Below are 16,583 nucleotides of genomic sequence, written 5' to 3'. Positions count from 1 at the left end.
GCAAAACCCGCTAAGAATAGCGGGTTACTATGTATCATCATGTGAATTTTGGAATATAATTCCGACCATTCCAAAAGTACGTTGGCGGTACGCATGGTATGTGCGTTACTGAAATATCGTGATTGCCTGTTTATACATGCTCCTAAATCCTTCCAAATCGTCCTCAGTTGGCTCTGCGTTTTTATTACCGGCCGCCCAGCTCTTTTTATAGCCTCTGGTAAATTGGTCGATATCCGGGATGTTCATATAGATACCCAGTTTATCCATGTCAATGCGACCACCGACAAATAACCCGCGGGCCAGCAGCCGGTCCATCAGCATATACAGGCTATCGGCCAGGGTGTTGAAGGCAATGAACAGCCGCACTTTGCCGGTTCCGTTTTCGGTCTTCTGCACCACTCCGGAGATAAGATGGTCATATTCATCGGGCCATCTGCCGGCGTCCGCCTGCAATCCGGAAAAGTTGAAGTTGATGCCGGATTTGCCGTTACCGCTCTCCTTCCGAAATACCATGTATGCCGCCCGCTTCACTTCCACCGGGAAGCTGGTGTTCTTGATCTCTTGAATCACCACAGGCATTTCAACCTGGGTTCTTTTATAAGGTACTACCGGCTTTTCGCTATAATAATTCTTCACGTTTGGGCTTTTTAAAGTATTTGTAAATAAGGTACAGGAACACAACTACCGCAATGCTGCCGATAACAGCAACGGCACCGGCCATATTGAACCGGAACGCGGTTTTGTTCGTGGTTGTGGCGGTCACGGTTGTCTTGTCCTGAACTGCTTTATGTTCCTGTTCTTTTCCGGTTTCCACTACAGTGGTCTGCCGGCTAACCGGCGCGGTGATTACCTCCGGCGCCTTCGTGGCCTTGCTGGTGATATCATAACCGGTTGTGCGGCCATGGACACGCCGCGGTGTCACCATTGTCTTCATGGTGATGGCGCCGGCGGTAACCGTTTGAGAGAACCCCACGGTATCGTCTGCCGGCATATATCCGGAAACGGCGGCAGAATCCGGCCGGGTGGATACCGGCACACCTGCCGTCTCGGTGACCGTTGTAGTTTTGGACTGCTCCTTTTGCACCGTGCTATTGTCGGTATGCTGGTTGGACGATTCTATCCGGCTACTGCTTTTTTTGACGCTTGCACAGCTGCAGGCGAGAAAGACTATTGATAAGGCTATGTTTTTCATCGTCCCAAAGTGTTAATTTTGGCCTCCAGCAAGGCAGTTCGAACTTTCAGATCAGCGATATCTGCCTCTATTTTAGCCTTCCATATTTTGTTATCTGCAGCCTGGGCCTCCTGATTTCGCTCAATCCTTGTGGTGGATTCGTTAACGCTATCGATCTTACTGGTCTGCCGGCTAACATACCCCACGACCGCAATAGTTTGCCCAATCACCACAGCAACCTGAATAACATTCAGCCGTATATCTCGTATATCCATGGTTATTTATTGTCAAGTTTTTTAATGAGGCCCGCTAACCGATCAATGGAGAAACCTATCACGAAGGCCAAGTACATGGTAAGCTGCTGCCCCAGCAATTCCTGGCTAAATCGAACACAAATCAGGATCAGTAGCGCACCTGTTAAAATTCGACTGCAGTTGTCTCTGATTAAAAACTTCCAGCTGAAATTGGCTGGGCTGCCAGGTGCATTCACGTCACGTTTGTTGGCATGAAGCAGCAGGTTTAATATTGCGCCCACAAATGCATAAAAAACGGCCACTGTGAATGGTATTAACTCTATTCCGCCAAGCAACTGTTGAATTAATTCTTGTTTCATTGTTCACTGTTTAGAAAGTTGATAAAGCTGCTCTTTTCCATCCAGCAGCGGTTTTTATATAGAAGTAATTGGCATCCCAAGAGAAATCACCCGTATTACCATTGGCATCAGCTGTTGCGGTAGGTGTGTATGATGTCCTCAGCCGTAACTGATTGTACCCGGAAGAACCCGAAATGTCGACTTTACTTGTTGGGGTTGTAATTCCTACGCCCATATTACCACTTCCATCGACAGTTACACGCCGCTGGGCATTGGTGGCGATGTGGAAGCTGTTGCTTCCGTAAACGAACGCAAGACCATCCGCGCTTCCACCTCCAAAGGCCGCCTTGTCTGCTCCGAGAAAAAGCAGATTGCTGCCGGCGCCGTCCTGTGCGACGAACGCTCCGCCACTGGCGTTATTTGCCATGGGATTGTTTAGGAATGTCTTTGTACCTGCAAAGATTTGTGTACCGGTGGTTACTACACCGCGGACGGTGCTGCTGGCAGAGGGCACATTGAGCGTCACAGCCCCTGCAGGGTTAAGGTTGCCGGCAATATTCACATCTGTTCCACTGGTTCCTATCGCTATCTGAGTAGCAGAAATGACATTTTTCACGAACTTGGTGCTGGCCAGACTATCGTTGGTTGTGGCAGTTAGTTCGGTGGTGCCTACAATGGGATTGTGATTGCTGCTTATGATGCCACCGACATGCAGCTTATACAGCGGTGTTATTGTGTCCAATCCCACAGCCACATTACCGTTCTGCCGCACGATTCGCAAGTCAATTTTAGCACTATCCGCCCTGCCTGATTGTGGATAGTGCGCTATGTAAAAATCTGACCCTACACCCTCAGCACCGGTCTCTGGATTAAGGAGGCCCATGGTGTTCCTTAGATTCCCATTGGACAGGTAATAGTGACTTGCCCCTATATTAGTGGGGGGCACATTGGTTTTGATGTAGTTCGCCACAGAAACAGGGCCGGATACGTTAAGCCCGTATGCCAGGTTATTACCCATATCCACGGTAGGCACACCAGACATGAAAGTATTGTCAAACCACTTGGTGCTACTGCTTACGTTATCAAGGTATGGTGGGGAGAAAAATAGATTGCCTGAAACTAATAGCGAATCCGATTTTTTAAGATGGATGCTATCAATTTTCACGGTACTACCGATAAGCCTGATGTACCGGCTGGTGTCCAGCTTGATATCACCAAAGAAGATCTGGCATCCTGTAAAGAGGAAGCTGCCAATTATCTTACGGGCGCGGATACTGTAGTCGATGTTATGATTGATGGTCACCCCGGAAAACACGCTGTGCCCATCATTGAGGGTTGAATCCAGAAACACGGCCGTACGATTGCTATCCAGCGTGCCGCCGATCATGCTGTTGTTACCGCCCCGGTTCAAAAATCCATACTGGTTATGGCTTATATGACAGTTCGCTGTGCTGAAGTACTCCGTCAGACTATCCAGATATACCCCGTACATGCTGTTGGTAAACCGGGAGTTTGTTATCCGGCCACCAAGTCCCGGCACAATATAACCGGTTGTGTTCTTCTTTGCGTATACCGCTGCACCGCCCAAACTATCAGCCGATACCCGGTCCACAACCAGGTTGTAGAGGTTCTGAGATACACTGATACCGTGCTGGTTCGGGTAAAGGGTAGCGTAGTTGGTCATGGTCCCCCGGCCGGTGCCCTTAAAGTTCATGCCGGTGAACTGGCACCCACTTGCGTTTACGACAAATGCAGGACCATTGCTGGTAATACGGATTACGGCGTTGTTGCCGTAAATAAGCGTCGCACTGTTTAATAATATGCTTCCGGATATCGAATAGGTTCCAGCCGGGAAAAACACAGCCGGCGCACTGTTTACCGCCGCCTGAATTGCCGCTTTATTATCTCCAGTGCCATCAGGATTCGCACCGAACCACTGCACATTGACATAGCCCAGTTTTATTTTGGTGGTAGTTGAATCCCAGCGAGCAGCAATTCCATCACCGCTGGCTAGACTCTCCCATTTACCAGGCTTCTTTATGTAGACTGTGTTGTCGGCTGGACGGAAGACAATTGTTCCTATTGTATCGGGACTAATAAGATTAACGGTATCTCTATGTGGTAGCTGCAATACAGACTCAACACGCAACATGTCCAAATTCTTTGGTTCATAGTCAGGATCTAAGAACTGTGCGCTCGTAGCGAGCGAATAAATCAAAAATTGGGTAACAAACAATATTCTTTTCATTTTTAGAAATTATTTTTACTGATATTATGCTTTACTGTCGGCAGGAATCAAGTCCCTATTCTCGGGTAAAACCCTACGTCCTTAATAGTTGTTTCTGTAGATGTTCCCGAATCCCTATTAATGCCAGATTCTCTTTCAAATTGGCCGGCGTTAAATGTACCTCCTCCGACAAAGTTGTCAGTCCCCATGAAAGGACCACCAGTGTCTATATAAGGATGGGTATGTGGTCCTGTGTAATCCCGACGATATCCGCCAGCGTTATTATAAGGCCTGGGGGCTGTGGATAACCCTCTGCCTAAATCTAAAAACCGAATTGAGGTACCACGCAGATCCGGCAATCTGAAAGTCGTTGAACCATCTCCAGTTGAGAAGCAGCCACAGTAATCAATACTAGAAGTCCAAGTCGCATCGCTGACCAGGCTAAGACCAAATTCCTGTACAGCTTCCCACAACCGAGGCTCTGAACTTCGCATTATTAAAGAACCATTTGCTATCACAGAATTTAAAAAATTACCGTATGCTGCAATTGGCTGACCCACTCTTAAATAGCCGTCAATAGGGTCTATACAGTACCAACCGTCGGTAGCGCGATATAACCTACAAGTTTCTCCGGGCCCTAAGAATATTTTAAGTTTCGCGGACCCGTTTATGTAGATAAACTGGCCGTTGGTACCTTTAATAGTGGTTTTGTAGGTATTGTTAACCATCGCACTGAAGTGATAAACACCATTCTCTTCAATAGCTGCAACATCATCCAAAGTGACGGTAACTTTACCCGAACCAGTTGAAAAATTGATCAGCTTATTGATGTCCGAGTTGGTCAGAATTTTATCACCGGTAACCGGTACAATACCTTTGATGAATGAAGAACTACTTCCTCCACCTGGTATTGAGGTGTTGCCGCCTTCATATTCGTAGATATGCGCTACATATTTATCATTCTGCCTAAAAACATCGTTACCCCTTGTCAACTCAAAGCCGCCAGTGGAAATAACGTTGTACCAGCTAGACCATAGTCGGCCGGATCCAATACGCTCAATATAGTAGGTAAGACCTGCGAGTGCCGGGATATCGATACGCTTCTGACCAACAAGCGTACTGGGAATGGTAATTTCCATGTCCGCACCGGAAAGTACAGGCGGGGTAGTTGTCCCGGTACCGGTTAACTTATCACGGAGCTGAGCAGCTGACATCTTCTTGGTTTTGTTCTCAGAAGTATCAAAACCAGTAATTATGTCATCATCAGCGATGTCAGTAAATGCCGGATATTCTGGCTGCCGAGCTGTGGGCAGTGAAATGGTTACATGTTGCCCGGTTTCGTTTATTATGCCCTGGTAATCTGCCATTGTTAAACCTTTTTATACACTTTGCCATTTGCATCAACAAAAAGCTGATTATAACCTGTAGTATCCGTGATTGTTGGAATATCTGCCATAACTACCGGTCCTACAAAGTTGTTTTCACTTGTCCGGTTGTTTAACCGTTGGTTGATATTGGATATTTCACGCGAATTATCCCCAGTGTTATTATACAGCTCCTGCACCGGCTGGACAGCCACCCCATCAGAAAGCGTCAGCTTGAATGTATACTCATCTTCAAACTCCCTAGTAAAAGAAGTCACGCGAGTGCGCTTATTAATTTCAAGGTTGGCATCAACTACCCAAATCAGATCACCGATGTTAGGCGTCAAATTGTACTTCCGGAAGTAAGCAGGATCACATGTCATGTCAAATTCAATTAGGGGTTCGCTTTGAGCATTCAGAACATCCTGAGCCGCGGTTTTCAACGCCGCCTCAGCTGCATCAATATACGTCTGCGGCATTTTGATATCCACCAACACGTATTCGTCCCCGATCGCCGGCCGCTGTATGGCGCTTGGTACATCGACTGCTTTCTCATCCTTATTTTTTAAGATGGTGAACTCTTTGGCAATATTGTCAAACTTCTGGATATCGAAAGTGTAGCCGGCCAGTTCACCTGTATTGAATGTAACCTTAGCCGATACACCCGGAAGTAGCTGATCATTGACGTTGAAGTCAATAGCCGCGTCCTTAAATGTGAACACATTCCCTGCGTTAACTGCAGTTACCTTTCCTGTACGATGCGGATAAATGTCGTCCCATACCTTGGCCGCCTCAATTACCCCGTACTTGGATGTATTTTTCTCCAAATACTGAATCCCTCCGGTCATAAGAAGCCTACCGGCATAGTTTCGATAATCAGGAGGCAGATTGGTTGATGCCCCGAATGCATACAGCCGGGTAATCACACGACTGTCTGAAAAATTCTTCCGGGTGATATCATAAAGCCCTTTGTCCTTTCCCTGGCGTAAAGTGACTCCGGTGTCTACCTGCCGCTTATCAAGACTAATCTTTTTACCCTCTATGGAATACTCTGTGCCAAACTGCTGAGCCAACCGGCCCAACACCGTCAGGCATGACTCAGAATTGAATGTCATATTCTGATATGATGTTCCGATCACTGTACCGCGGGTCCAGCCTGCGCCGACGCGGTTCGCATTTTTGATCAAAAGATCCATGAATGTGTCGGCATTCCCCATGAGCGAAAACACACCGCTTCGTACATTTTCAGCAGTGTCATAGTCCATGAACTGCACCTTAGATAGGTCAAAGTACTCGGATCGCATTGTGAGCGTGTATTCATACCGGTATGTACTGACTTTCTTTTCGGTAGGCACATCATTCAGGAAGTAATTTTCACCATAGACACTACAGAAGTCGCCCAATTTAAAGGCCACTGCACGGTTCAGGCTAAACTGAAGGGTAACCATGTTATCACCCATGATAGTTTTCTGCTGATTACTACCGCTGTCAGGCTTAATGGTCACCACCTCGGCCCCTGCTCTCAATATGGTGATAGGGAAACTCATGTGATCATCAATCTATTGTCATCAGTAATCATGAAAACGTTGCTTGAATCAATGGTGGGAGACTTCTCCACCAGCACCAACGTGAATTTTGCGGCTACTTTGCCGGCATTGGGGCCCGCTTTAATCCGTGTAGCCCGAACGAAAGACGAGCAATCTTTATAGTAGACAAAAAAACTGCTGGATAGCTCAGAACTCTCCAGCCGGCGAAGTTGTGGCTGGGCAATTACCGCTTTAAACGCGGTAAACTTGTTATGAAAGTCAGCCTCATCATTGGCGATCATGCCGCATTCCAGGTTGATTTCCCGGCTTTCAAAAAATACTCTGGACAGATCAACATCAGTACCGTTTTCGTCTAGCCAGTCGTGGCTGATGCTGTCCTTTCTGGCCGGCAGTTTCAAAAGGTCGTCGGACCCTGCAGCAACGATGATGCTGAAGACCACCCACAGGTCCATTCCATCAATAAAATATTGTCCGGTAGGATATGCCATTACTTCACTATTTTAATTCCTTTGTCTTTTAAATACCGGATATCGGCACGTACATCAATAAGGGTCGCTGTGTTGAACTCTATTTTAGTAAGTACCGACAGTTGCTGCGTACAGATCTGTACCTGCTGAATCATGTTGATCCGGAGCCCACCAAACTGCCCCGCGAGGAGTTCCGCTGTCTGCTCTGTCATGCTTGAGAATGCCCCTTTCAGACTGTTTTGGCTATTGCCGCTTCCAGATGCTAAGTTCAGCCCGGTAATATCCTGAAGCTGCTGGAACTGGTCGCCGGCAGACTTGATAATCTGGTTGTATTTCTCCTGAAGCTGCTGAATCTCGTCTTTGGTTAACACACCGTCCGATTCGGAGGCTTTCGCAAATTGATTATAGAAGTCCTTCAGTGGCCCTTCCAAATACTGGTACTTCAGAGCATTGAGAGCGGCGCCGCGCATAAGTTCTTCGAAGTTGTCCGCGAAGCTCTCAGCCGCATACTGACCATTTTTGAACCCTTCGACAATGCTGTCGGTAATGGAATCGGCTGTTGTCCCGGTAAATACCTCCTTGGCCTTATCTGCCAAGGCATCTAATTGGGACTGTATGTCTTTACCTTCCTGCTGTAGCTGCTGAAGTTGTTCAAATAATGCCTTTGCTTTCCCGTCCAGCTGGCCGGATTGATACAGCGCTTCTATCTGGTCGAAGGTCATGCCTAATAGCGTAGAATACTGATTTACCGGCATGCTTTTACGCCATAGACCCAAGAAGCCGCCGTACTTCTTCTGATCAACACCGGTGATGTAACTCTCCTGCTGAAGTAACGCCATTATGCGATCCTGGTCGGATTGATTCTGCTTTTGGTTCAGCGTCAATGCCTTCTCCTGGGCCTTCATGTTGTCCAGCGTGAGCTTGAGTTCTTGGGCTTTGATCAGATTCCGCTGACGGAGAAGCGCGTTAATGCGGTACTCACCTAGCTCTTGGTTTATCTGGAAGGTGTAAATTGCCTCATAGGTTTTTTGGAGGGATTCCCGCACCTTTTTGCCGCCTTTAAGAATAGCAACAACGGCGCCTGCAATAGCACCTATTGCTGCACCAACCGGAGCGCCAATGCCACCGAAAAATGCACCAATTGTTGCTCCAGCTGCTACTAACCCACCTACTGCACTAAAGTTACTATTGCCTTGGCCAGCATTTCCTTTTGAGTAGGCACTGATACCTTGAGCCGTTCCGACGATAGATGAAACCTGATCTGTTAAATCAGCCATCGTATTTAAAGTATCAGCAAGTCCATCATTGATTCCTGCCAAATCGGATGCAAAACTGCGCAAAGCACCGCTTGAACTGCCGAGAACCTTCTGAAGATTCTCAAACACTTCAATCAGGTGGCTCTTGGTTAGATTATTACCCTCTGTGGTTACATCGGAAAGATTTCTGTATAGTTGCTCAATCTGCTTATTCAGTTCAGTAGCGTTGCCCAATCCAGTTTTTTCAAAGGCTTCGAGCGCCGCGATCATATCTTTTATGGCCTTTTTATTACGCTCCAATATTCGTTGTTGTGCCTCGTACCGTTGATTTACTGTTGATGTCGGGTTGTTAACGATTCGCTGATCTTGGATGTTTTTTATATCTGCCTGATCTTTAATTGCCTGTAATTGAATATCAACAGCTCTCTGCGCATATTCCCGGTCGAGATCTAACGCCTCACGGCGTCCAGCTGCTTTAATCTCATTGGTTTTAGCTTGTAGTGCTTGCTGGCTTTTTATGTCATTAGCGTACTGCTGCTTGGTGGCTTCGATATCTAGCTGTACACGTTTTGCAATACCTTCCTTCCTCAGCAAAAGTTCTGCTTCTGTGTTAGGTTTTGATTCAGAAAGATTAATATTTATGTTAGAAAGTTCAGTATTGAGTTGGTTTTGAACATCCCTCGCGGCCGCTTTTGCAGTAGCATCGTCGATCAGGATTTTACCAGCCTTTTGTATTCGGAGAACTACACCATCACTGGCTTTAATTGCTTTAGCTTTCTCAGCAAGTTTGCTTACTTCACCCTGGAGCTTAGCAACCGTACCATCTTCTTTTCCTTCATTGACAGAAGTGGCACGGGCTTCAAGTTCAATAATTTGATCAAGCAAAGCCTTCAATTTTGACTCAACTTTGAGTGCCTCTTTGCCTGATTTTGTCCGGGCAGCATAGATATCAATTTCAGCACGTCGTTTATCAGCAGCAAGGAGGTCGTTCGTCAACCGTATTTGTTCTTCTTGTGATGTAGCAGCTTTACGGTCTTTGTCAATCTTATCCCTCACGGCGTCGATATCATCAAGAGATTTGGCCTGGGCAATCAGTTGGGCGTTCGTCAACTTCAATGCCACCTGCCGCTTTGCTTCTTCCTGAACCTGTCCAGATGCCAGCTCTTTGGTTGTCGCTATCTGCTTTTTAAGTTGTTCCTCCTGTTCCTTTAACTGACGTTCGTATACAGGGCCCAAATTTTCATTCTTTTCAACCCCTGTGGCATTCTTGGCATCCTCTATTGCCTTCTGAGTGTATTTAATTTGTTCGCGAAATTTCTCTTCAAGCTCAATAGATTCCTTAATTTTTTCCCCTAACGCCTCTACTCTATACTTTTCGCGAAGTGAATCAATGTAGGCGTCAACATTCTGTTTCAACCTTTCCTGCGAAATTGACTGCGCATTTAACCCATCAACTATCTTCGGGCTTATTTCAGCCAGCTTCTTAAGTGCTACTTCACGCTCTTTCTCGGTAGCATTAGCATTTTTTAGGATTGAGATATATGGGGATATAGCTGCAGTTTGTTTGCTGACACCTTGGGTAACTTTGTCGTTTGCATCCTTCAGAAGGTCTTGTGCAGACTTCGCCTTGATAGTCTCCTCTTTCATCACTATCATTGCAGTAACAAGAGCCGCAAGCAATGTCGCAATTGCTACATATGGGTTTGATAGCATTGTAGCATTGAGTAATTTCTGAGCTTTCTCTACAGCAACCAATGATTGTAAATAAAGGTACTCCCATATGGTCATCGCTCCGACTCCCGCCGTATTGGTTGCGTTAATTACTGTATTTGCAGCAGTCACAACATTCACAGCAATAACAGCGGCTCTATAAGTACCGTAAGCAACAATCAACACCTCCAATACATCCAAAACTGCTTGGTAGTTTTCGACCAATGTCGTCAGTCCCTGTATGGTAGTAGATGCAATGCCTTGAGTTTGCTTGCCCATATTATTGAGCATCATATCAAAAGCATCACTCAAGTTGCTTATCTGACCCACGAGGGTTTTGGACTGTTCCTGCATTAGATTAAAGAACATCCCGCCTTCAGAAGTCATGGACTTGAATGCCTTTTCTATATCAGGGAAACCGACTTTTCCAGCGGCTACCAGGTCATTAACCTCATCAGCCGCTACGCCATATTGTTTCGCCAGCTCCTGAAGAATGGGAATCCCCCTCCCGGTGAACTGCTTTATATCTTGTGAATAAGCACGCCCCTGTGTCTTTAGGGTGCCATATAGGTACACTACATCATTTAATGGGGCAGAAACGCCGGATGCTACGTTTCCAAGGCGAGTAAGGGTATCTACTATTTCGTCAGCCTGAAATCCATAGGCCAACAACTGCTTTGTTCCCTGAGCAGCATCCTGCAATCCGAAAGGCGTTTTCGCTGCGAGGTCGGCTACGTCAGCTAATAGTTGGTCGGCTTTTTCCTTGCTTTGGAGCATAGTGGTAAAGGCTACTTCCAACTGCTGAAACTCTCCGCGCACCTCAATCATTTTTTTAACGAAGTTGGTTGCTGCTGTGATGGATAGATAACTGCCTATCGCAGCAGCAGCTTTTTGGGCCAGTTGCTCCAAATCGGATGATTCTTTCTTAGCTCTCTCCGATAAACTACGAAGCTGACGCTCCATAGCATTAATTTGCGCCTGAAACTGTGAGCCATTGATGATGGCATCAAATTCTAAAGCTCCCCCATTTACATTCAGCGCCATAATCTGCCTTTACATTCCTAAAAACGCAGCCAATTCGCTGCCTTCGATGTCTTTAACCGGTGTATCCGGATTACCTTCTTCGTCATACTTGGGGATAGTAGCTGACAGCATCAATAAATTTGCCCAGCTGATTTCCCATAATATTGCCTGAAATGAAAACCGGAAGTACTTGGCAATTCCGCCAATCATTCCCCAGAGGCTATTGTCCCCTCTGTGTTTAGTAGGCTCATCCCCCTTAGAGAGATGATAGTACTCATAAAACCCATCACATTGAGCTGCTGTAAGACGATCTTGATAACGGCCATAAGTTCACTGGCTGACAGGTTATTTTTGATAAATGCCACAAGCTTTTCAGAGGGTACTGCCTCCCGGTTCTCAATTGCCGCCGCCACTACACGGGCAATATTGTCTCCGTGTGCACCGTACAACTGATAATTTGAGTCTAAGGCTGTACCTTCAGATTTGAAAATGTTGGGATCAATTTCCAGTAGTAGTTGAGAAATCCGGATCATTGTCCCCAAAGTGGCCGGCCTGATTTCAAACCTTTTCGTCGCAGGCAAGATCCTCATCCTGATTGCCATCTTTTCCCACCAACAGGCGGAAATATGATCAATCTCCAGGCTTACGGGCTTGGAGTTGATCGCATCTGCTGCTTGCTTCAGAACTTCGGTCATTCGTTACGCAGGGGTTTTGATAGTGATGTGGGGTGTATTGGCCTTTGTTGGCATTAGCACAGTGCAGGTAAAATCAACCTGAGCCAGTTTATCCTTCTGGAAGTTCCATTGGAAAACTGTATCGAGCTTACCGCGAGGGATCTCTATAATGGTACCATCCTTAGTCGTCAGTCGTATAGATTTTTCGATGTTAGGAGTTTCTGTCGGAGCCGCCCAGGTTGTGCCGCTGGGATCGGTGGTAACAGTACCACCTTTTACCAAAACAAGAGATGAGGGTTCAACGTTGTATGAGCTCCATGTGAGGGTGATTTTTCCATCAACTGATGCTGTGTAAAATGGAGTGCTTTGTTCTTCAATGTTGAAATCAGTCACATTCGGCGATTCGTTTTGAAGTACAGCAGTTTGGGACACAGTAGCCCCAAATTCAGCCAGGGAAGTGCCCATGCCACCATCAGCGGCCACGTCCCCCATTTCCAACTTCTTTAATCCAATACGGGCTTTTGCTGCCATTGTGTAAAAATTATATGGGTTAACAAAAATTATAAGTTGATCGCGTAAAATTCCAGGCGGAAGTTTACAAAGTGTTCTCTCAGTTCAGCTTCTTCGATGACGGTGTGCTGTTGGACATCAAAATGCCATTCATCATTCCATGAATCTGTCAGCAACGGAGCCGCTATACTGGCAAGCTCACTGAGTCGGACAAAATCAGGCTGAGTTGTATCCTGTATTCCGTTGGCTGTAATTACCAAATTGGGAACGTGAATATTCACGTTGATGATGCCTTTCTGTAACTGAAGAGAGTCAAACGGAAGCGAGTTAACGACAACATCTTCTCTCTGCGAGTTTATTGGGCGTTTCAGCTTATACACGCCGCCAGATACCTCTGTTCTCAGCGCACTATCATTAAGAAGTTTCCAAATGGCATCAATCGCTTTTAATGTTGTTATCATCTCATCCTGGTCATTTTCTGTTTAATGCTCTTTATCGCGTTTTGAAGATCTCTTTTCGCAATTTCAGAAGAGGCAGTAAGTACATCATATCCCATCGCTTCAACGAAGGCGGCATATTCCATACCAGCAACCACTATAAGCACGTAGCCATTTTGGAAATTCCCTGCAGCATTTGCTGCGACTTCCCTGGCTGCTTCCATACCTCTTTTCCCGCCTTTGGTGTTGCGCTTTTGACCTCTGTTTCGACCACTCTTTATGCTTACCTCTACATTAGCCGTCCTCCGGAAATTCTCGTACATCTGTACCCCGTTTTTCAGTATGATGTAACCAATTGAGTTACGGAGGTTGCCGGTCCTGTCAGTAAAATCAGCTTTTTCGCGAGCATTTTTCACAAAAGACTCCCCGATATACTGCAGCCGGGTTAATATTGCTGAGTCGATCCTTTTCAATCGCTCCGTAAGCATCTCTTGTATTTGCCCGTTGCTGAAGCGAGGGCGTATTACAGCCATAGCCGTGTGTTAAGTTGGCCATTGGAAAAACGGCGCACTTTACCAACTGCTACAGGCGCTCCATTAAACCGAATATCCACCAGTGTCCCTTCTGGAATCGGGAGTACACCCACCTGCATGTACACAGTCCAATCGAATTGTATTTTCACGCCGTCAGCGCCACTTAGCTGATATGATGCCCTTATATTTGGCTCCGCTCGACACTCTTCAGCCCTTTCTACTTTCGTGCCTGGTACCCAATTGCCATTAGCGTCCTGATGTGAATCAGTAACAATTGTCGCCGTGAGGGTATGTGGATACTGCTTTACCATGGGGAGGCTCCTGTTATCGTTGGCTTGGGGAATAAATCATCTGGAAGTCCCAGCTCTTTGGCCAGTGCGGAATACCAAATCTTGATACCGTCCAAGTTCCATTTGATGGAATAGCCCCCCTCCGTAATATCCTGAACACCTGCGAGCAACTGCGGCAATTGGTAATAAATGGCGCGCTTTAATGCGATGATATCAGCTTGGCCAGTAACCTCACCTGTTGGGACAATGCCCCGCTCCAGCATGATCAGGTCTATTTCATCGGGGGATACTCCGAATTTTCCCAGGATGGTATTTAGGTATTCTTTATTGGTCATGGGTAAACAGCTGTCAGCAGGAAAATACCGTCAATTGTATCCAGTGATGGGAATGCGTTCAGGTCCCCTTTAGTCCATTCACCAAACGGCTCGTTTGCGCTCCACTTGGAGATCAACGCCTGCTGGAACTTAGCGTAGCTCACTCCTTCTACAGGCTTAGCTTCTTCGATAGCGATGGCGTTTTTGATTACTCCAAGCGGGCCAGCAGGGATAAAGACTGCGTTGTTGTCACTGAATGGGCGTTGCGGGGAGATGATGCCATTTTTTTCGATACCAATCACCTGATCTACAATCTCGATCACCGGCAGCAGGTTTTCTGACAAATAGTTGTTAACATTGGTCAGAGACGTAATAGCTGTAGGGTTGAATCCGGATCCGGGCTTTGGTCCATAAAGAAAGGCCGCCATGGTATCGATTACTTCTTTGGCTTTTTTAAATTTTGACCACAGCAACTTTGACATCAGAATTTTGCCGATTGCCCTGCCTGCCTCGGTTGCTTTCTCAACCGTGGCCTCAATGTCGGCAATCGGTGTTGCCGTAGTCGGATTGGACCAGCTTACTGCAGCCTGTGACTTATTACCTGATGGCATCAATAAATCCAAAGGTTCGTTCAAAATGATACCATCCGGGTTATTCAGCGCGGATAGATCAATTTCGCCTGTAGAAACGGCCTGAAGAGTCATGTAGTCAAGACGCTTCATGACTGCTTTGCCACACTTCAACACATCATTGAATATCATGTCCAGCATTTGATCGCGGCGGGTTGTCTCCGGAACTGGCATGTTTTGCATTACCAAATAATCACGGTAGTCAGATTCCTCCATCTTAAACATCTGACGGATAGCCGGAATTTCACCAGACAATTTGGTCAGCTGCCCTCTTGATCTTAACGGTGTTTCAGAATCACGAGAGACAACAGAGGCAGCGGCTTCGATACGAGACGCACCAATTATGGATGTGAAAGTCAGGCCGACCTGTGGCGGTGCCCATGTGAAGTAATTCTGAAACCAAGTAGGGCCGAATCTGTCCTGGCTTCTGTCGATCATAAGCTGCATAGATTCAGCATACTGACCGAAAATTGATTTTAATTTTGCCATTTCTATATCCTCCTATGGTTTAGAATGATTGTGAGAAAATGATGAGTGGCATGAGCGCCTTGATTTCGGCTGTTGCTCCAGGTGCGCGCCGAGCATATACTGTCCCGCGGACAACAACCGACAGATCAGAATTTGTTGCAACTACTGTGTCTTCGTACAGTAGACCCTGCGGTGTGATATTGAATGCTGCGGCCGTTGCACCTGTCGCACTAGATTGGAAAACAGCATCACCCTTGGAAATAGCACCAATGGACGTACCGACATTGATAGTGTCGTAGTCATTTGAGCCTGAAGCGTCGATACTGGTAATCGCAAAGGCTTTGCCTCCTTTTACATTAGCGATGTAATCACCAACATTGAACAAGGAGCCTTTTTTTACCTGGTATGCGGTCGCGGATGCGCCGGCATTTTCCACCACCTCTGCGGTTTTCAACACCTTGGCCTTACGAGTGGATTCATCGTAAGCAATAGGTGCGCCGCCTGGAATAGTAGCACCTTTGGTCAAGCCGGTAGAGTCCAGTGTGAAACCACCTCGGGCGGTCTCCAACACCTTCTGAAATATGGGCGCACCAGAGGCAACAACTTCTTTAGTGATTTGTAAACTCACGGTTTATTTTTTTGTGGTTTGTGAATCTTGAGGCTTGTGCTTATCGGCCCATTCGCCGATTGCCGCCTCAACTTGCGTCTTCGTAGCATCGCCACCGGTTCCGCCTAATGGAGGTTTTCCGCCGGCAAGGCCCTGATTGATCAGTTCCTGCTTCAGCGCGGTGTGATTTGCTTCAATTTCAGCGACTGCTGTTTCCAACTCTTCATCTGACTCAACCGATATATTTTTGGCCAGGATTGGGGAGATCTTTTTTTCTGCAAGCCGGGCATGAAGCTTTTCGGTGTAGGTCTTTTTCGTGCCATCTTTTTGCATGTTGGTCACCTGTTCCGTGAGGGTAGCTACTAGGCCGGTCAGCTTAGCAATAGGATCATCTGATTCCTTCTTTTTGCTTTTTGCTGTTGTATCCTTCGTGTCTTCCCTTTCCTGATCATCATCAGGATCATCTTTGGACTTGTTTAAAGCTTCGGTGACACGCCGGTCAGATTCCTGCTGCAAAAATTTGGCATATTCCGGGATGGGAATTGGTAAATCATCGAGTGCGGTGATGGCCCCCTCGATTTGGTCTTCTTCTGTTACTTTCGCTGCAAGCTTGTCGGCGATAAGTCCCAGCAATTGCTTTGACAACCCTGGGAACTTCACGCCCAGTTTTGCCAAAATCTGGCTTTTGTACTTCATACTGAAATTGGGTTAACGAAATCAAACCCATTGCCTGCGAGAGAGAGAATAAGTGGGTTAACAAACAA

General features: G+C 46.6%; 17 protein-coding genes. All 17 read right to left on the bottom strand.

Annotated features, from left to right (window positions below):
* Window positions 1–105 precede the first annotated feature (105 nt).
* Window positions 106–636, bottom strand: a complete 531-nt coding sequence (locus ICL55_RS22355) for a hypothetical protein (RefSeq protein WP_188101532.1) — start codon at window positions 634–636, stop codon at window positions 106–108.
* Window positions 620–1,192: a hypothetical protein gene (locus ICL55_RS22350; RefSeq protein ID WP_188101530.1), complete on the bottom strand. Its 573-nt coding sequence runs from the start codon at window positions 1,190–1,192 to the stop codon at window positions 620–622. The genes ICL55_RS22355 and ICL55_RS22350 overlap by 17 nt, the downstream gene beginning before the upstream one ends.
* Window positions 1,189–1,446 carry a hypothetical protein gene (locus ICL55_RS22345; RefSeq protein WP_188101528.1) on the bottom strand — a complete coding sequence of 86 codons (258 nt, stop codon included), beginning with the start codon at window positions 1,444–1,446 and terminating at the stop codon, window positions 1,189–1,191. The genes ICL55_RS22350 and ICL55_RS22345 overlap by 4 nt, the downstream gene beginning before the upstream one ends.
* Before the next feature lie 2 nt (window positions 1,447–1,448).
* Window positions 1,449–1,784, bottom strand: a complete 336-nt coding sequence (locus ICL55_RS22340; RefSeq protein ID WP_188101527.1) for a hypothetical protein — start codon at window positions 1,782–1,784, stop codon at window positions 1,449–1,451.
* Window positions 1,785–1,794: 10 nt separating this feature from the next.
* Window positions 1,795–4,011 (bottom strand): glycosyl hydrolase family 28-related protein, encoded by a 2,217-nt coding sequence (locus ICL55_RS22335; protein ID WP_188101524.1) that lies wholly within the window; start codon window positions 4,009–4,011, stop codon window positions 1,795–1,797.
* A 47-nt stretch (window positions 4,012–4,058) separates the two neighbouring features.
* Complete coding sequence (locus ICL55_RS22330; protein ID WP_188101522.1) at window positions 4,059–5,357, bottom strand: tail fiber protein; 1,299 nt, start codon at window positions 5,355–5,357, stop codon at window positions 4,059–4,061.
* A gap of 2 nt (window positions 5,358–5,359) precedes the next feature.
* Complete coding sequence (locus ICL55_RS22325; RefSeq protein ID WP_188101520.1) at window positions 5,360–6,901, bottom strand: hypothetical protein; 1,542 nt, start codon at window positions 6,899–6,901, stop codon at window positions 5,360–5,362.
* Window positions 6,898–7,389, bottom strand: coding sequence for a hypothetical protein (locus ICL55_RS22320; protein ID WP_188101518.1), 492 nt, complete (start codon window positions 7,387–7,389; stop codon window positions 6,898–6,900). Before ICL55_RS22320 ends, ICL55_RS22325 begins: the two co-directional genes overlap by 4 nt.
* Entirely contained in the window at window positions 7,389–11,378 is a 3,990-nt protein-coding gene (locus ICL55_RS22315; RefSeq protein ID WP_188101516.1) for a tape measure protein, read from the bottom strand. The genes ICL55_RS22320 and ICL55_RS22315 overlap by 1 nt, the downstream gene beginning before the upstream one ends.
* 185 nt (window positions 11,379–11,563) lie before the next feature.
* Complete coding sequence (locus ICL55_RS22310) at window positions 11,564–12,052, bottom strand: hypothetical protein (RefSeq protein WP_188101514.1); 489 nt, start codon at window positions 12,050–12,052, stop codon at window positions 11,564–11,566.
* Window positions 12,053–12,055: 3 nt separating this feature from the next.
* Window positions 12,056–12,562 (bottom strand): hypothetical protein, encoded by a 507-nt coding sequence (locus ICL55_RS22305; RefSeq protein ID WP_188101512.1) that lies wholly within the window; start codon window positions 12,560–12,562, stop codon window positions 12,056–12,058.
* A gap of 29 nt (window positions 12,563–12,591) precedes the next feature.
* Window positions 12,592–13,002 (bottom strand): hypothetical protein, encoded by a 411-nt coding sequence (locus ICL55_RS22300; RefSeq protein ID WP_188101510.1) that lies wholly within the window; start codon window positions 13,000–13,002, stop codon window positions 12,592–12,594.
* Window positions 12,999–13,511 (bottom strand): hypothetical protein, encoded by a 513-nt coding sequence (locus tag ICL55_RS22295; protein ID WP_188101508.1) that lies wholly within the window; start codon window positions 13,509–13,511, stop codon window positions 12,999–13,001. Before ICL55_RS22295 ends, ICL55_RS22300 begins: the two co-directional genes overlap by 4 nt.
* A 304-nt stretch (window positions 13,512–13,815) precedes the next feature.
* A complete protein-coding gene (locus tag ICL55_RS22290) occupies window positions 13,816–14,136 on the bottom strand; it encodes a DUF6706 family protein (protein ID WP_188101506.1) in 321 nt (106 codons plus the stop codon).
* Window positions 14,133–15,233 (bottom strand): major capsid protein, encoded by a 1,101-nt coding sequence (locus tag ICL55_RS22285; protein ID WP_188101504.1) that lies wholly within the window; start codon window positions 15,231–15,233, stop codon window positions 14,133–14,135. Before ICL55_RS22285 ends, ICL55_RS22290 begins: the two co-directional genes overlap by 4 nt.
* Before the next feature lie 19 nt (window positions 15,234–15,252).
* On the bottom strand, window positions 15,253–15,840 hold the full coding sequence (locus tag ICL55_RS22280) for a hypothetical protein (protein WP_188101502.1): 588 nt from the start codon (window positions 15,838–15,840) through the stop codon (window positions 15,253–15,255).
* A 3-nt stretch (window positions 15,841–15,843) separates the two neighbouring features.
* Complete coding sequence (locus ICL55_RS22275; protein WP_188101500.1) at window positions 15,844–16,515, bottom strand: hypothetical protein; 672 nt, start codon at window positions 16,513–16,515, stop codon at window positions 15,844–15,846.
* Window positions 16,516–16,583 lie beyond the last annotated feature (68 nt).

Origin of the sequence: Chitinophaga varians, assembly GCF_014529945.1 — a bacterium.
Taxonomy (GTDB): domain Bacteria; phylum Bacteroidota; class Bacteroidia; order Chitinophagales; family Chitinophagaceae; genus Chitinophaga; species Chitinophaga varians.
This window is presented reverse-complemented; position numbering and strand designations above follow the sequence as displayed.

What these genes read in the sequence shown, in the direction of transcription:
- ICL55_RS22350 (WP_188101530.1), bottom strand. Translation starts at nt 1,192, where the DNA reads ATGAAAAACATAGCCTTATCAATAGTCTTTCTCGCCTGCAGCTGTGCA.
- ICL55_RS22345 (WP_188101528.1), bottom strand. Translation starts at nt 1,446, where the DNA reads ATGGATATACGAGATATACGGCTGAATGTTATTCAGGTTGCTGTGGTG.
- ICL55_RS22340 (WP_188101527.1), bottom strand. Translation starts at nt 1,784, where the DNA reads ATGAAACAAGAATTAATTCAACAGTTGCTTGGCGGAATAGAGTTAATA.
- ICL55_RS22335 (WP_188101524.1), bottom strand. Translation starts at nt 4,011, where the DNA reads ATGAAAAGAATATTGTTTGTTACCCAATTTTTGATTTATTCGCTCGCT.
- ICL55_RS22330 (WP_188101522.1), bottom strand. Translation starts at nt 5,357, where the DNA reads ATGGCAGATTACCAGGGCATAATAAACGAAACCGGGCAACATGTAACC.
- ICL55_RS22325 (WP_188101520.1), bottom strand. Translation starts at nt 6,901, where the DNA reads ATGAGTTTCCCTATCACCATATTGAGAGCAGGGGCCGAGGTGGTGACC.
- ICL55_RS22320 (WP_188101518.1), bottom strand. Translation starts at nt 7,389, where the DNA reads ATGGCATATCCTACCGGACAATATTTTATTGATGGAATGGACCTGTGG.
- ICL55_RS22315 (WP_188101516.1), bottom strand. Translation starts at nt 11,378, where the DNA reads ATGGCGCTGAATGTAAATGGGGGAGCTTTAGAATTTGATGCCATCATC.
- ICL55_RS22310 (WP_188101514.1), bottom strand. Translation starts at nt 12,052, where the DNA reads ATGACCGAAGTTCTGAAGCAAGCAGCAGATGCGATCAACTCCAAGCCC.
- ICL55_RS22305 (WP_188101512.1), bottom strand. Translation starts at nt 12,562, where the DNA reads ATGGCAGCAAAAGCCCGTATTGGATTAAAGAAGTTGGAAATGGGGGAC.
- ICL55_RS22300 (WP_188101510.1), bottom strand. Translation starts at nt 13,002, where the DNA reads ATGATAACAACATTAAAAGCGATTGATGCCATTTGGAAACTTCTTAAT.
- ICL55_RS22295 (WP_188101508.1), bottom strand. Translation starts at nt 13,511, where the DNA reads ATGGCTGTAATACGCCCTCGCTTCAGCAACGGGCAAATACAAGAGATG.
- ICL55_RS22290 (WP_188101506.1), bottom strand. Translation starts at nt 14,136, where the DNA reads ATGACCAATAAAGAATACCTAAATACCATCCTGGGAAAATTCGGAGTA.
- ICL55_RS22285 (WP_188101504.1), bottom strand. Translation starts at nt 15,233, where the DNA reads ATGGCAAAATTAAAATCAATTTTCGGTCAGTATGCTGAATCTATGCAG.
- ICL55_RS22275 (WP_188101500.1), bottom strand. Translation starts at nt 16,515, where the DNA reads ATGAAGTACAAAAGCCAGATTTTGGCAAAACTGGGCGTGAAGTTCCCA.